This window comes from Tomitella biformata AHU 1821 (assembly GCF_000524475.1).
GTDB lineage: Bacteria > Actinomycetota > Actinomycetes > Mycobacteriales > Mycobacteriaceae > Tomitella > Tomitella biformata.
Genome location: NZ_BAVQ01000072.1, coordinates 58572 through 72681, shown reverse-complemented (window position 1 = coordinate 72681; position 14110 = coordinate 58572). Strand labels below are relative to the sequence as shown.

Here is a 14110-nt window from a genome sequence, read left to right as displayed (position 1 = left end):
TAACTCATGCTCCCTTTGCCGGGACCAGCGACATGTACACGGCGGTCAGGATGATGTTCGCGAAAAACAGGAGCAGGAAGGTGATGACGACGCCCTCGTTGACCGCGTCGCCGACCCCCTTCGGGCCGCCCTTCGGGTTCAGGCCCTTATAGGCCGCGATCACCGCGGCGATCAGACCGAAGACTGCGGCCTTGATCTCGCCGATCCACAGATCCGGCAGCTGTGCCAGCGCGGAGAACGACGCCAGGTAGGCGCCCGGGGTCCCGCCCTGGGCGACCACGTTGAAGAAATAGCCGCCGGCCACGCCGACCACGCTGACGAGTCCGTTGAGGAGGACCGCCACGAGGACCATGCCCAGCACACGGGGCACCACCAGACGCTGCACGGGGTCGATGCCCAGCACCTTCATCGCGTCGATCTCCTCGCGGATGGTGCGCGATCCGAGGTCCGCCGCCACGGCTGATCCGGCTGCGCCAGCGATCAGCAGCGCCACCACCAAGGGGCTCGCCTGCTGAATCACTGCCACGACACTGGCCGCGCCGGTGAACGACTCGGCGCCGAGCTGCTTGATCAGCGAGCCCGTCTGGAGCGACACCGTCGCGCCGAATGGAATCGCCACCAGGATCGTCGGCAGGATCGTCACGCTTGCGATGAACCACGCCTGCAGGATGAACTCGCGGAACTGGAATGGCCGCTGAACTGAGGCCTTGGCAACGTCGACGAAGAGCTGAAAGATCAGGCCCGCCTGAGCCAACCCTCCCTTGACCGCCTTGCCCGCGGTATCTATCGCCTTGCTACCACCGGTGAGAACTCCGGTGTTAGACATTCCCGTCCCCGCGGACGTGGTGCGCGCCTCTATCTACGGCGGCGAACACCTCCGTGTCCGGCTCGTCAACGGCCGCATGATGCACCGGCTCGGCCGCGTAGTCGCCATCCATGGAGTCCGGACCATACCGGCCCTCGAGGCTGGCAACGATCCCGCGTTGTGCCTCGGGCGGCAAGGTGTGCAGGATCTCGCGCACACGCGCCTGCCGGCGACCGACCGCCGCGCGGACGGGCAGACCCGGGCTCGCCTCCATCTGGCGGATGACGCCGCGGACGTCGTCATCCGGGGAGCCGTCGTGGTGTCCGGCTTCCTTCTGCGCCAGCTCCGCGGCCATCTGAGCGTCGTCCTTCTCCTCAGACATGCCGATGGGGCCGATCTTGCTGCCGTTCAGGAACTGCTTGACCACCGGCTCATCGCTGGTGAGCAGGACCTCACGCGGGCCGAACATCACCAGGTGCTTACGGAAGAGCATGCCCAGGTTGTCCGGAACGGTGCGCGCCAGGTTGATGTTGTGCGTGACGATGAGGATGGTCGCGTCGATCTCGGTGTTGATATCGATCAGCAACTGGCTCAGGTACGTGGTGCGCACGGGATCGAGCCCGGAGTCAGGCTCATCCACCAGGATGATCTTCGGGTCCAGCACCAGCGCACGGGCGAGGCCGGCCCGCTTGCGCATACCGCCGGAGATCTCGCCGGGAAGCTTGTGCTCCGCGCCGATGAGGCCATTGAGCTCGAGCTTCTCCATGACGATCTTGCGGATATCGGATTCGCTCTTCTTGGTGTGCTCGCGGAGCGGGAAGGCGACGTTGTCGTACAGGTCCATCGATCCGAACAGGGCGCCGTCCTGGAACAGGACGCCGAACATCTGCCGGATCTCGTACAGCTCCTTGGAGGAGCACTGGAGGATGTCGGTGCCGTCGATGATGATCCTGCCGCGCTCGGGGCGCAACAAACCGATCAGCGACTTCAGGAACACTGACTTGCCGGTGCCGGACGGCCCCAGGAGAGCGCTCACTTCCCCCTGCGGAAGCGTAAGCGAAACGTCCTGCCAAATCGTCTGTGATCCGAATGACTTAGTAAGGCCTTCGACCGAAACTTCGACTCCCACGGCACCTCCCAGCGCTCATGCCGCATTGAACTCCAATGTGGCTGTCGTCACTCTAACGCATGGTCGGCCAGAACACGGCACCAGACTGACTCTCGAGTAAGGAGAGTTCGGCCCAGACTCTTCTCACCTGCGGATAGCCGTGATCGCATCCGGCTTAATTGCTGGGCGCAGGTGTTCCACAATGACAAAGGTGGGCCGCCCCACGAGGGGACGGCCCACCTTTGCTGCGCCAGTTGGCCCGCCCCTAGGAGGCGAGACCGAGATGGCTCAAATTACTTGACGGACACCTTGGCGCCGGCCTCTTCGAGCTTCGCCTTGGCAGCCTCGGCGGTCTCCTTGTCGACCTTCTCGATGATGGCCTTCGGGGCGCTCTCAACGAGGTCCTTGGCCTCCTTCAGGCCGAGGCCCGAAACGAGCTCGCGGACGACCTTGATGACCTGGATCTTCTTCTCGCCAGCGCCCTCGAGGACGACGTCGAACTCGTCCTGCTCGGCAGCGGCCTCGGCGGCCGGCGCGCCAGCGGCGGCAACGGCGACGGGCGCGGCGGCGGTGACGTCGAAGGTCTCCTCGAAGGCCTTCACGAACTCAGAGAGCTCGAGGAGGGTGAGCTCCTTGAAAGCGTCCAACAATTCTTCGGTGGTGAGCTTCGCCATGGTGGCGGTCCTTCCTGTTGGTTCCCATTCCGCCGATCCGCGACAGATTGGGCGCGCACCGGAGTGCGCTTGTGGGGTGGTGTGACTCGCTTGCGCGGATCAGCTGTCGGCCGAGACGCTTTCTTCTGCGGCCTTCTTCTCCTGCAGTGCCGCGGCAAGGCGCGCGACCTGCGAAGCGGGAGCAGCGAAGAGGGCAGCGGCCTGTGAGGTCTTGCCCTTCATCGCGCCAGCCAGCTTCGCCAGCAGGACATCGCGGGACTCCAGGTCGGCAATTGCGTTGACCTGATCCACGGACAGCACTTCGCCGTCCAGGTAGCCGCCCTTGATGATGAGCGCCTTGTTGTCCTTCGCGAACTTCTTGATCGCCTTGGCCGCATCCACGGCCTCGCCCTTGACGAACGCAATGGCGGTGGGCCCGACGAACATGCCGTCGAGACCCTCGACACCGGCTTCTGCGGCTGCCCGCTTCACCAGTGTGTTCTTGGCGATGGAGTACGTGACGTCCGCGCCGAGTGCACGACGCAGCTCAGTCAGGGCGGTCACCGAGAGTCCTCGGTATTCCGTGACGACAGCAGCGTTCGATTCCTTGAATCGCGCGCCAATCTCCGCAACGGCAGTGACCTTCTCCTGCTTTGCCATACTTCGCCTCCTCTCTCACATAAGAGTCCAAGAAAGCCAAACGCCCCGGCGCAAGGCGCACGGGGCGTAAATGAATCTCAGACTCCGGCAAGCCGGCGTCCGAATTCGATACCTCGTCCTCCTGCGCGGGCCGCCGGGTTTATCCCGGACCTTCGTCCGCCCCTGATTCAGAGGCGTTGACCTACGGTCTTCGGTGGAACTTCGATCTAGTCGAACTTCGTTGGCAACTGTACTTGGCGCTGCCCCAGACTCCAAATCGGCGGCGGCGCCCCTGAGGATCAGTCTCGCCGGAGCACGTTCGGCAGGCCCGGCATCCGCGGTGTCAGGTCGGAGAGTGCCTCTACCGTCGCGGTCAGCGGCCGGATCGCCGCGCCGAGAGATGTGGCCGCGTCCGAGAGCCGGCGGGTCGGCTCGTCGAGGCTGTCGAGCAGTGGCACCAGCCCGGCGAGCACCTCGGCCAACTGGATCAACTGGTCGATAGCGCCGCCCGGGGCCATCAACTGGTCGAGCAGCCCCTCCTCGGCGATGATCCGTTCCATCGGGCCGCCGGCTGCCATCGCACGGTCAATGGGTCCGCCGGGCTCGACGAGCTTGCCGAGGGGGCCGGAGAAATCGGTCAACTGCACCAGGACTCCGCCCTCGGACAGCAGCCGGTCGACGGCGCCACCCCGTGCGAGCGCCTGCCCCAGCGGGCGGTCCTCGTCGGTGAGGTCGGCCAACCGGTAGACGACCCGGATCGGCCCACCCGGCGCAAAGAGTTGGGCCACGCCGATCGTGGCCTGGGTATAGGCGACGGCGACGCGCACAGGCAAGGTCAGCAAGCTCATCAGTCCCACGATCAGCACTGTACTGGCGCGGGCCACATTCCTGCTGGCAGTACACAAAAGCCAGGGCCGATCCGGATTGCTCCGGATCGGCCCTGGCCAAAATTCACTCGCTCGGCGTGCTGCTAGTCCGTCTCGAGCAGGCGCGTCACACGGTTCGGATCCACCGGGATGCCCGGTCCGGTGGTCGTCGTGATGGTCACCTTCTTCATGTAGCGGCCCTTGGCGGAGGACGGCTTCGCGCGGAGGACCTCTTCAATGGCGGCACCGTAGTTCTCGACCAGCTGTGCCGGCTCGAACGAGGCCTTGCCAATGACGAAGTGCAGGTTGGACTGCTTGTCCACGCGGAAGTTGATCTTACCGCCCTTGATGTCCTGAACGGCCTTGGTCACGTCGTTGGTGACGGTGCCGGTCTTCGGGTTGGGCATCAGGCCACGCGGTCCGAGCACGCGGGCGATGCGGCCAACCTTGGCCATCTGGTCCGGGGTGGCGATGGCCGCGTCGAAGTCGAGCCAGCCTCCCTGGATCCGCTCGATCAGGTCCTCGGCGCCGACAGCGTCGGCCCCGGCTGCTTCGGCCTCGGTCGCCTTCGCGCCGGCGGCGAACACGATGACTCGTGCCGTCTTACCGGTGCCGTGCGGCAGGTTGACGGTGCCGCGCACCATCTGGTCCGCCTTGCGGGGATCCACGCCGAGACGGATGGCGACCTCGACGGTCGCGTCCATCTTCGGGGAGGTGGTCTCCTTGGCGAGGCCGACAGCCTCGAGGGGGGTGTAGAAGTTGTCGCGGTCAATCTTTGCCGCGGCGGCGAGGTACGCCTTGCTGCGCTTAGCCATGCTGCTGTCCTTACTGGTCAGTTGTGGTTATCGAGCCTGCGCGAGGCCCTCCCACAGGAAGTTCTGGGGGGTTCAGATCAAGGGCTATTAGCCGTTGACAGTGATACCCATCGAGCGTGCGGTGCCGGCGATGATCTTGGCGGCGGCCTCAACATCGTTGGAGTTGAGGTCCTCCTGCTTGACCTTGGCGATCTCACGCAGCTGGTCCATGGTCACGGAGCCGACCTTGTCCTTGTGCGGCTCGCCCGAGCCCTTGGCCACGCTGGCAGCCTTGAGCAGGAGCTTCGAGGCCGGCGGCGACTTCAGCTTGAAGTCGAACGAGCGGTCCTCGTAGACCGAGATGACCACGGGGACCACATTGCCGCGCTGCGACTCGGTCGCCGCGTTGTAGGCCTTGCAGAACTCCATGATGTTGACGCCGTGCTGACCGAGCGCGGGACCAACGGGAGGGGCCGGGTTGGCCATGCCTGCGTTGATCTGGAGCTTGATAAGCCCAGTGAGCTTCTTCTTCTTCGGGGGCATCTTTCGTTTCCTATTCCGGTCCCCGGCTATTCACCGGGATGTGTAATTGATGCTGAGGGCTGATCAGATCTTCGAAACCTGACTGAAGTTCAACTCGACCGGGGTCTCCCGGCCGAAGATGGACACCAGCACCTTCAGCTTCTGCTGCTCGGCGTTGACCTCGCTGATGCTGGCAGGCAGCGTCGCGAATGCGCCATCCATGATGGTCACGGACTCGCCGATCTCGAAGTCGACCTCGATGATCGGGGCGCCCAGCGCATCCGTCGCGGTGCCATCCGAGCTCTTGCCCGCGCTGCCGGCCTTCTTGTCGCCCTGGGGCAACAGGAATTTGACAACCTCATTGAGCTTCAACGCCGACGGCTTGGAGGTTGCCCCCACGAAGCCGGTGACGCCGGGGGTGTTTCGGACCGCACCCCAGGACTCGTCGTTGAGCTCCATCCGCACGAGGATGTAGCCGGGCAGGATCTTGCGGTTGACCAGCTTGCGCTGGCCGTTCTTGATCTCGGTGACTTCTTCGGTCGGAACCTCGACCTGGAAGATGTAGTCGCCGACGTCAAGGTTCTGGACGCGGGTCTCGAGGTTGGTCTTCACCTTGTTCTCGTAACCGGCGTAGGAGTGGATGACGTACCAGTCACCCGGGAGCCGACGAAGCTCCTTCTTCAGCGCCACGATGGGGTCCACCTCTTCGGCGGGCTCCTCCTCGGCAGGCTGCTCGGCAGCGGCCGACTCGTCCGGGCCGTCTACAGCGTCGGCATCCTCGGCGACGACAGGCTCAGCTGGCGTGTCGGCCTCGGCCACGGCGTCGGTGTCAACCTCTTCCGCGCCAGACAGGTCGACATCCGACTGCTCGTCATCGTTCTCGTGGGTGCTCACTGGGCACTCGCTTTCTTCGTCTTGTCACCTGCGGCGCCAATGCGGCGCGCGTCCAGTATCGGTTTAATGGGGGCGTTCGCACGGGGGCCATCGGCCTTGCTCATGGGTGCTCGCCTCAACCGAAGATCACGGTGACAGCTTTGCCGAATCCGACGTCCAGGCCAGTGGTCAATCCCACGATCCCGACAATAAAGATCAGCACGACGATGGTGTACGTCACCATCTCGTTCTTGGTCGGCCAGATGACCTTGCGCATCTCGGCGACGACCTCACGCAAGAAGGTGAGGATGTGGACGAACGGATTCCGGCTCACGTGGTCCTGCTCAGAGGAACCACGCCGCACCTTCGGCTTCACAACCTGAACGGCCGCCGAGCTGGCTTCGGACTCGTTCGCTTCGGCTTTGCGCTTGCCACTTGGGCGCATCGCACCAGCCGCCGCGCTCTTGGAGACCGAACTATCGGAACTCGAGTTCGCGGACTCACCGGACGCAGAGCGCCCAGCCGCATCCGCGGCCCCGCTCTCATTCTTGTCCTGCTCGTCGCTCACCGTGCTCCTCTCGATCGCAGCCGCCGAAATCCATTGAATTCCGGGGCAGGGGCGACAGGACTTGAACCTGCAACCTGCGGTTTTGGAGACCGCTGCTCTGCCAATTGAGCTACGCCCCTTTGGTCACTTCGCCACTGCTGTGGCTTGCGACCGTCCTGCTCGGCTCTCGCGACCCGCTGCCCCACCATATTCGACCGGGAAAATTCATCCCGAACAAACGCGGCAAACAGACAGCGCAAAGCTACAGACCCTCGCAGAAATCTCAGTGTACTTCACCCGACGCCGACGTCCCAATCGAGTGGGCGGCTACGGGTTCACGCTAGTTGGACGGTCGCTGTCGCGCGGCCAAATATCTTCTTGCCCTGCGACCGCGCGACGATGGCGATCACCGCCGTCTTCGCCTCCGCGTCCAGGGACTTCACCCTGCCCTCGAACTCGATCTCGGCGGGACCGTCCAGCTGCGCCGGCACATAGACCGGGCTGGTGAACCGCACGTTGATCTCGAGCATCGCGCTGGGGTCGTCGACCCACTCGTTGATGAAGCCGCCGCCGATCCCCATCGTCAGCATGCCGTGGGCCACCGCGCCGTCCAGGCCGATCTGGTGCGCGATCGAGTCGTCCCAGTGGATCGGGTTCAGGTCGCCGGAGACGCCCGCATAGCGGATCAGCTCGAAGCGCTCCAGCGGCACGATCGCGGCCGGCAGCAGGTCACCGACGCTCACGCTGTCGAATGCACGACGGGTCATTTCTGCGCCTCCTGGGCATCGGCGACGGCAACGACAACGGCGGCAGCGTCTTCGGCGGCAGCATCCTCGGCCATGTGGACGATCGTCGTGTACGTCGTCAGCACCGGATCCCCGGACTTGTCGGTGATGACGTTCTTCGTGACGACGATGTCGGAGCCGGCCATCTCGCGGACCGAGTCCACGGAGACCTCGCAGTCCAGGCGCACACCGGACACCAGCGGCTTATGGAAGATGATCCGCTGGTCGGTCTGCATCACCCGGGTGACGTCCAGCCCGCCGAGCTCCAGCAGCCGCGACTGCGCGATGACGCCGAAGATCGCGACGAACGTGGGCGGCGCAAGCAGCCCGTCGAAGCCCAGTTCCTTCGCGGCCGCGTCATCGTGATGAGCCGGATGGCTGTTCTTCACTGCGAGCGCGTACTCGCGGACCTTCTCTCGCCCCACGTCGTACACGTCCTCGACGTGATAGTGGGTGTCGATGAAGTTCGGGTTCACAGCCATGTTGACCTCTTCCGAAACAAAAAAATACGCGGCAGCGGCCGGAGCCGTTGCCGCGTCTTCTTACTGAAAACCTTTAGCGAGTCTCGCGGTGCACCTGGTGGGCAACGCAGTTGGGGCAGAACTTCTTCATCTCGAGACGGTCGGGGTTGTTCCGACGGTTCTTGCGAGTGATGTAGTTACGATGCTTGCAAACCTCGCAGGCCAGCGTGATCTTTGGACGAACGTCGGAGCCAGCCACGAGATGCCTTCCTTTGGGTAAAACAGTACTTGTGGAGAATTCGGCCTAGCGCCGAACTCCCTCGATTGGGGGCCGTGCAGTCCTACTTGGAGCAGTCCTACTTAGGTAAGTGGAACTTAGTAGCGATGGCCGGACTTGAACCGGCGACACAACGATTATGAGTCGTTTGCTCTACCAGCTGAGCTACACCGCCACGCTTGAGCGTAAGACGATTTCTCACCTTACTCCTCAACGAGCCCCCTAACGGAATCGAACCGTTGACCTTCTCCTTACCATGGAGACGCTCTACCGTCTGAGCTAAGGGGGCGTGCTCTGCCTACCGTCATCGTGGCACATGGACGCACACTGCTGCGCGCCCTGCCCCTCGACCACCTGTTGGTTAAGCCTTCGCAAGATTACACACTGACCCGCCAAGACACCAAATCGGCAGTTCAGCGCGGGTATTCCAGGCAGATCCGGAGACCTTCCCAGTAACTCGCTCCAAAAAAGTCCCCGGACTGCAACTTGCGCTGCGGTCCGGGGACCTCCATGGTGTGGCAGATGTAGGATTCGAACCTACGTAGGCGTAAGCCGGCGGATTTACAGTCCGCTCCCATTGGCCGCTCGGGCAATCTGCCGTGCTGCACACGGCGATAAACCCCCGAGGGGATTTGTTCGCTGTGTGCGTTACGGAGACTACAGGCTATCCCCCATGGGAACGCAAACCGGCTGGCAAATCGGTGTGCATCGCAGGGTTTTCACGTCCCCTATACGGTCTTAGGGGTGTGGTCCGGTCCAGTCTCGGATCGTCCCCGGACCGGACAAGTCTGATCGCGTCGACGAGCCTTTCGTCGGCGCACAAGCAGCAAAGGAGTGTGTGGTGGCTGATTCATCCTTCGACGTGGTGAGCAAGGTCGACCGGCAGGAGGTCGACAACGCGTTGCAGCAAGCGGCCAAAGAGTTGACGACCCGCTATGACTTCCGCAACACCGGCGCCGGCATCGCCTGGTCCGGCGAGGAGGACATCGTGATCACCGCCGACGCGGAGGAGCGCACCCTCGCCGCCCTGGAGGTGCTCAAGGAGAAGCTGATCCGACGCGATATCTCACTGAAGGCCTTCGAGGCGGGGGAGCCCATCGCCTCCGGCAAGGGCTTCAAGCTGACCGGCACCATCGTGCAGGGCATCACCAGCGAGAACGCCAAGAAGATCGCGAAGACGATTCGCGATGAGGGCCCCAAGGGCGCGAAGGCGCAGATCCAGGGTGACGAGCTGCGGGTCTCGAGCAAGAAGCGCGACGACCTGCAACAGGTCATCGCGCTGCTCAAGGGCACTGACTTCGGCATCGCGCTGCAGTTCGTGAACTACCGCTAGCTCCCCAGACTGCGGGCAGGGGCCGGGCGCGTCCGCTCAGAGACGGCGCCCGGCCATCCCCTCCAGCCGTTGGATGCGCTCCGCCATAGGCGGATGCGAGGCGAACATGTTGCCCATCTTCTCCCCCACCCGGAACGGGTTCGCGATCATCATGTGGGACTGCGCGGCCAGCTTCGGGTCCGGCGGGAGCGGCGCGGCCTGGGTGCCGTATTCGAGCTTGCGCAGAGCCGAGGCCAGCGCCATCGGATCCCCGGAGAGCTCCGCGCCAGACTGGTCCGCCTGGTACTCCCGGGAACGGGAGACGGACATCTTGACCAGGCCCGCGGCGACCGGCCCCAGCATCGCGACCAGCAGTAGCGCCAACGGGTTGGACCCCTCCTGGCGCCCTCCAAACATCCCCGCGAACATCGCGAAGTTGGCCAGGCCCGTGATGACGGCCGCCATCGCGCCCGCCACGGACGAGATCAGAATGTCGCGGTTGTAGACGTGGGAGAGCTCATGCCCCAGGACTCCCCGCAGCTCCCTCTCGTCCAGGAGGTCCAGGATGCCCTGGGTGCAGCACACAGCCGCGTTCTGCGGGTTGCGACCCGTGGCGAAGGCGTTGGGGGCGTTGGTGGGGCTGATGTAGAGCCGCGGCATGGGCTTGTGCGCGATGGTCGCGAGCTCCCGCACTATGCGGTACATCGCGGGCTGTTCGACCTCGGTCACGGGGATCGCGTGCATGGCCTTGAGAGCCAGCTTGTCGCTGTTGAAGTACACATAGGCGTTCATGCCCACGGCCAGGACGACGGCGATGATGAGGGCGGTCTGGCCGAAGAGCCCGCCGATCACGACGATCAGCGCCGACATGCCGCCGAGCAAGAGCGCTGTCTTCAGGCCATTTGCGTGTGAATGCACGTCAACTCCTTCACAAGAGGTACACACACACCCAACGGTCAGCAGGGGCCGGCGGTTCCCATTCCCCGCCGGCCTGGCCGCTAACCGACTCGTTCGACGGTGTAGTCCACCAGCCGCTGGAGCGAGGTGTTGGCCTGCCCCGCTGGCAAAGTGCGCAGCTCCGCCCGGGCCCGCTCGGCGTACTCGCCGAGAACGACCTTGGCCTTGCCCATGCCGGGGGACGCGTCGAGCAGCGCCAGCGCCTCGGCGAGATCGGTGTCATTGGCGACCGGCTCTTTCAGCAGCTCCAGCAGCCGGGCCGCGTCGGGCCCCTCCTCGGCCAGCGCGAACAGCACCGGCAGGGTGTGCACGCCCTCGACGAGATCGGTGCCCGGGGTCTTGCCGGATTGGTCGGAGTTCGACGAGATGTCGATGATGTCATCGGAGATCTGGAAGGCCATGCCGACCGCGTCGCCAAGTCGCTGCAGGGTCGCGATGCGCTCGTTGTCCGCGCCGGAGAAGGTGCCGCCGAACTTGCCGGCCGCGGCGATCAGCGACGCCGTCTTCTCACTGATGACCTCGAGGTAGTGCTCGACGGGCGCGGTCTCCCGTGCGCCGACGGTCTCCCGCATCTGCCCTGTGACGAGGGCCGCGAAGGTGACAGCGATCATCTCGACGGCGGCGGGGCCCAGTGTGGACACCAGGCGGGAGGCCTGCGCGAACAGGTAGTCGCCAGCCAGGATCGCGACGCTGTTGCCCCAGCGCGAGTTCGCGCTGACGGCGCCCCGGCGCATCGTGGCCTCGTCCATCACATCGTCGTGGTAGAGCGTCGCCAGGTGCACCAGCTCCAGAACCACCGACGCGGTGACCACGTCGGAGCTCTCCGGGTGGGGACCGAACTGGCTGGTCAGCAAAGTGAACAGCGGGCGGAAGCGCTTCCCGCCGGCGATGGCGAGGTGCAGCACCGGCTCGGTGAGGAAGTCCTCCCCCATGGACAGCTCGCTGATCAGCAGCTTCTCCACGTCTTCCATCCGGTTGCGGATGTGATCGGCGAAGACCGGATCGCCCAGATCAACCCCGGCGACAATCGTGTCCGTAGACCCGTCTGTGCTCACGATCTCAATACCCGTCCTGTCTCGTTGCTCGGGTCCCACCATTGTCATGCCGACTCGTGGCGCCCCCCGCGTAGCGCAATGGTAGCGGTGACGGGTATCGCTGGCAGCGCCTGACAAGATGGACTGGTGTCGTCCACCCTAACTGGTCCCAATCCTGGTGTTCTGCCCTCATCAGCCGAGGTGCTTGTCGTCGGCGCCGGACCGGCTGGCGCGGCCACCGCCGCGTGGGCCGCGCGCGCGGGATATGACGTGGTCCTGGTGGACTCCGCAACCTTCCCCCGCGACAAGACCTGCGGTGATGGGCTGACCCCCCGAGCGCTAGCGGAGCTGGACCGACTGGGCCTCGGCGCGTGGGTGCGCGGGCACACCGTGAACAAGGGCCTGCGCCTGATGGGCTTCGGCCAGGACCTCACGCTGCCATGGCCGGGCGGCTCCCTGCCCGACGAGGGCAGCGCCGTCCCCCGCGCCGAGCTGGATGACCATCTCCGCAGGGCCGCCGTGGAGTCCGGCGCCGTGATGGCCCAGGGCGCACAGGCGATCCGGGTGCTCGAGACGGGTGGCCGCGTGGATTCGGTGACCCTGCGGACCGCGGCCGGCGAGCACACTATCCGCTGCCAGGTGCTCGTCGTCGCGGATGGCGTCCGCTCCACCCTGGGCAAGCTCCTGGGCCGGCAGTGGCACCGGGACACCGCCTACGGCGTGGCGGCACGCGCCTATATCGACTCCGCGCGCCATGACGACCCCTGGATCTCCTCACATCTGGAACTGCGCGACCCCGCCGACACCCTGATGGCCGGCTACGGGTGGATCTTCCCCCTCGGCGACGGCCGGGTGAACATCGGCGTCGGCTCCCTCGCGACGGCCAAGCGCCCCTCCCCCGGCGCGCTGCGTCCCCTGCTCAACCACTACGTGGAGCAGCGCCGCGCCGACTGGGGGCTGACGGGCGAGCCCGACGCGATCGCGTCGGCCCTACTCCCGATGGGCGGCGCGGTCTCCGGCGTCGCGGGCGCCAACTGGGCGCTGGTGGGGGATGCGGCCGCGTGCGTGAACCCCCTCAACGGCGAGGGCATCGACTACGGGCTTGAGGGTGGCCGGCTACTCGTCGACCTGCTGGGCGAGCGCGGCCTGGACACGAATCTGACCAGGGCCTGGCCTGCTCTGCTGGGCGAGCACTACGGCGCGGCGTTCTCGATCGCCCGCCGGCTCGCCGGGCTGCTCACCGTCCCGCGCTTCCTCCCCGCCACCGGGCCCGTCGGCATGCGCTCGCGGACTCTGATGAAGGTCGCGGTGCGGGTGATGGGCAACCTCGTCACCGAGGAGGACTCCGATGTGGTGGCCCGCGCGTGGCGCACTGCGGGGCGCGGCTCGCTGCGGGTGGACGAGCGGCCCCCGTTCAGCGACTAGCCAGAAGCCTGGAGCCCGGGGCGGGCCGCCGGCGTCCTAGTGCGCCGTGGAGAAACGGCCCCGCAGGCTCCAACCACCGGCGGGCGGCGCCTTCTCGTCCAGGTGGTCGGACTCGCCAGAGTTGTACAGCGCCACCAGGATCGCGCCGACGACCGCACCGACGAAGCCGACGACCGCCAACCACTGCAGACCGGGCTTCGCGGCATCGGCCAAGAACAGGACGCCGATGAAGCCAGGCACCGCGGTCTCCCCGACCACCAGTACCGCCGTCACCCCATTGACCCGCCCGACCTGCAACGCGACAGTCTGCACGTAGAAGCCGACGCTGCCCGCGACCGCGATGGTCCAGGCGGCCGGGTCCAGTAGCAGCACCGCCGGGTCGAAGGGGTCCACTCCGTCCAGGATTCGCACGCCCACCGCGATAATCCCGAACATCGCGCCCGCGATCGCGCCGTACAGCAGTGGCCCCCGCTTGCCCAATTTCCACACGCACAACAGCGCGACGGCGGACAGCACCATCGTCGCGCTGAACAGGGCCCAGTGGAAGGTGCGGTCCTCGCCGCCGCCGGTCGTGTGTGAGGACGAGAACCCCAACGCGCACAGCGACCCGATCACCACGGTCATCGCCACCCAGTCGCGGCCGTGCAGCTTATTGCGAAGTGCGACGGAGCCGATCAGCGCGGTGACAATGAGGTTGGCTGAGACAATGGTCTGCGATAGGAATAGGGGCAGGAATCTGGCCGCCACCGCCCCACCCATGAAGCCGACTACCAAAAATGCTGTGCCCCACACGAACTCCGGGTTCCGGAAGGTGTTCACGGTGGATTCGAGCGACGGGCCGTCATTCTTGGTGGTGGCGGACGACTGCCCTTCCTCGAGGATCGCCGCATCGCGTGCGCCCATCGCCCGCAGGACCGTCGAGACCCCGTAAGCAACGGCAGCGAGGCTGGCGAAGAGCACCCCAAAAAAGAACACGCGCCCACCCCTTTCCTAATGAATTTTGTCAAAGCCATCAGAGTAATGAACACTTGACGGGTCCGCGAATCAGGCCG

Annotated in this window: 17 protein-coding genes and 4 tRNA genes; 2 read left to right on the top strand and 19 right to left on the bottom strand. The window is 65.3% G+C overall.

Annotation, left to right across the window (positions count from 1 at the left end; genetic code table 11):
- Positions 1–4: 4 nt before the first annotated feature.
- From TBIF_RS17710 to TBIF_RS17635, 16 genes are all read right to left on the bottom strand, one after another.
- The gene (locus TBIF_RS17710; protein ID WP_038171773.1) at positions 5–826 is read right to left on the bottom strand and encodes an MlaE family ABC transporter permease; all 822 of its coding nucleotides are present in this window, start codon (positions 824–826) and stop codon (positions 5–7) included.
- On the bottom strand, positions 819–1934 hold the full coding sequence (locus tag TBIF_RS17705) for an ABC transporter ATP-binding protein (RefSeq protein WP_024796086.1): 1116 nt from the start codon (positions 1932–1934) through the stop codon (positions 819–821). The genes TBIF_RS17710 and TBIF_RS17705 overlap by 8 nt, the downstream gene beginning before the upstream one ends.
- 272 nt (positions 1935–2206) lie before the next feature.
- The gene (rplL, locus tag TBIF_RS17700) at positions 2207–2587 is read right to left on the bottom strand and encodes a 50S ribosomal protein L7/L12 (protein ID WP_024796085.1); all 381 of its coding nucleotides are present in this window, start codon (positions 2585–2587) and stop codon (positions 2207–2209) included.
- 99 nt (positions 2588–2686) lie between these two features.
- Positions 2687–3226 carry a 50S ribosomal protein L10 gene (gene rplJ / locus TBIF_RS17695; protein WP_024796084.1) on the bottom strand — a complete coding sequence of 180 codons (540 nt, stop codon included), beginning with the start codon at positions 3224–3226 and terminating at the stop codon, positions 2687–2689.
- Between the two features lie 278 nt (positions 3227–3504).
- Positions 3505–4053: a hypothetical protein gene (locus TBIF_RS23905; RefSeq protein ID WP_148302317.1), complete on the bottom strand. Its 549-nt coding sequence runs from the start codon at positions 4051–4053 to the stop codon at positions 3505–3507.
- Between the two features lie 122 nt (positions 4054–4175).
- Positions 4176–4886 carry a 50S ribosomal protein L1 gene (rplA, locus tag TBIF_RS17685; protein WP_024796082.1) on the bottom strand — a complete coding sequence of 237 codons (711 nt, stop codon included), beginning with the start codon at positions 4884–4886 and terminating at the stop codon, positions 4176–4178.
- Positions 4887–4973: 87 nt separating this feature from the next.
- The gene (gene rplK, locus TBIF_RS17680) at positions 4974–5408 is read right to left on the bottom strand and encodes a 50S ribosomal protein L11 (protein WP_024796081.1); all 435 of its coding nucleotides are present in this window, start codon (positions 5406–5408) and stop codon (positions 4974–4976) included.
- A 63-nt stretch (positions 5409–5471) separates the two neighbouring features.
- A complete protein-coding gene (nusG, locus tag TBIF_RS17675) occupies positions 5472–6281 on the bottom strand; it encodes a transcription termination/antitermination protein NusG (RefSeq protein ID WP_024796080.1) in 810 nt (269 codons plus the stop codon).
- 115 nt (positions 6282–6396) lie between these two features.
- Positions 6397–6828, bottom strand: a complete 432-nt coding sequence (gene secE, locus TBIF_RS17670) for a preprotein translocase subunit SecE (protein ID WP_024796079.1) — start codon at positions 6826–6828, stop codon at positions 6397–6399.
- Between the two features lie 46 nt (positions 6829–6874).
- Positions 6875–6947, bottom strand: a tRNA-Trp gene (locus TBIF_RS17665).
- 195 nt (positions 6948–7142) lie between these two features.
- A complete protein-coding gene (gene hadB, locus TBIF_RS17660; protein ID WP_024796078.1) occupies positions 7143–7574 on the bottom strand; it encodes a (3R)-hydroxyacyl-ACP dehydratase subunit HadB in 432 nt (143 codons plus the stop codon).
- The gene (hadA, locus tag TBIF_RS17655) at positions 7571–8074 is read right to left on the bottom strand and encodes a (3R)-hydroxyacyl-ACP dehydratase subunit HadA (RefSeq protein ID WP_024796077.1); all 504 of its coding nucleotides are present in this window, start codon (positions 8072–8074) and stop codon (positions 7571–7573) included. Before hadA ends, hadB begins: the two co-directional genes overlap by 4 nt.
- Before the next feature lie 73 nt (positions 8075–8147).
- Positions 8148–8312, bottom strand: coding sequence for a 50S ribosomal protein L33 (gene rpmG / locus TBIF_RS17650; protein ID WP_024796076.1), 165 nt, complete (start codon positions 8310–8312; stop codon positions 8148–8150).
- Positions 8313–8432: 120 nt separating this feature from the next.
- Positions 8433–8505: transfer RNA gene (locus TBIF_RS17645), tRNA-Met, on the bottom strand.
- A 41-nt stretch (positions 8506–8546) separates the two neighbouring features.
- Positions 8547–8619: transfer RNA gene (locus TBIF_RS17640), tRNA-Thr, on the bottom strand.
- A gap of 227 nt (positions 8620–8846) precedes the next feature.
- A tRNA-Tyr gene (locus TBIF_RS17635) sits at positions 8847–8929 on the bottom strand.
- A 242-nt stretch (positions 8930–9171) separates the two neighbouring features.
- Between TBIF_RS17635 and TBIF_RS17630 the strand changes: the two genes are divergently transcribed.
- Positions 9172–9663 carry a YajQ family cyclic di-GMP-binding protein gene (locus tag TBIF_RS17630; RefSeq protein WP_024796075.1) on the top strand — a complete coding sequence of 164 codons (492 nt, stop codon included), beginning with the start codon at positions 9172–9174 and terminating at the stop codon, positions 9661–9663.
- 36 nt (positions 9664–9699) lie between these two features.
- Here the strand turns inward: TBIF_RS17630 and htpX are convergent, their stop codons facing one another.
- A complete protein-coding gene (gene htpX, locus TBIF_RS17625; protein ID WP_024796074.1) occupies positions 9700–10560 on the bottom strand; it encodes a zinc metalloprotease HtpX in 861 nt (286 codons plus the stop codon).
- An 80-nt stretch (positions 10561–10640) separates the two neighbouring features.
- Entirely contained in the window at positions 10641–11696 is a 1056-nt protein-coding gene (locus tag TBIF_RS17620; RefSeq protein WP_051461631.1) for a polyprenyl synthetase family protein, read from the bottom strand.
- Positions 11697–11780: 84 nt separating this feature from the next.
- Between TBIF_RS17620 and TBIF_RS17615 the strand changes: the two genes are divergently transcribed.
- Positions 11781–13058, top strand: coding sequence for a geranylgeranyl reductase family protein (locus TBIF_RS17615; protein ID WP_024796072.1), 1278 nt, complete (start codon positions 11781–11783; stop codon positions 13056–13058).
- Positions 13059–13094: 36 nt separating this feature from the next.
- Here TBIF_RS17615 and TBIF_RS17610 read toward each other — a convergent pair whose 3' ends face one another.
- Entirely contained in the window at positions 13095–14033 is a 939-nt protein-coding gene (locus TBIF_RS17610) for a hypothetical protein (protein WP_024796071.1), read from the bottom strand.
- Positions 14034–14110: the final 77 nt, after the last annotated feature.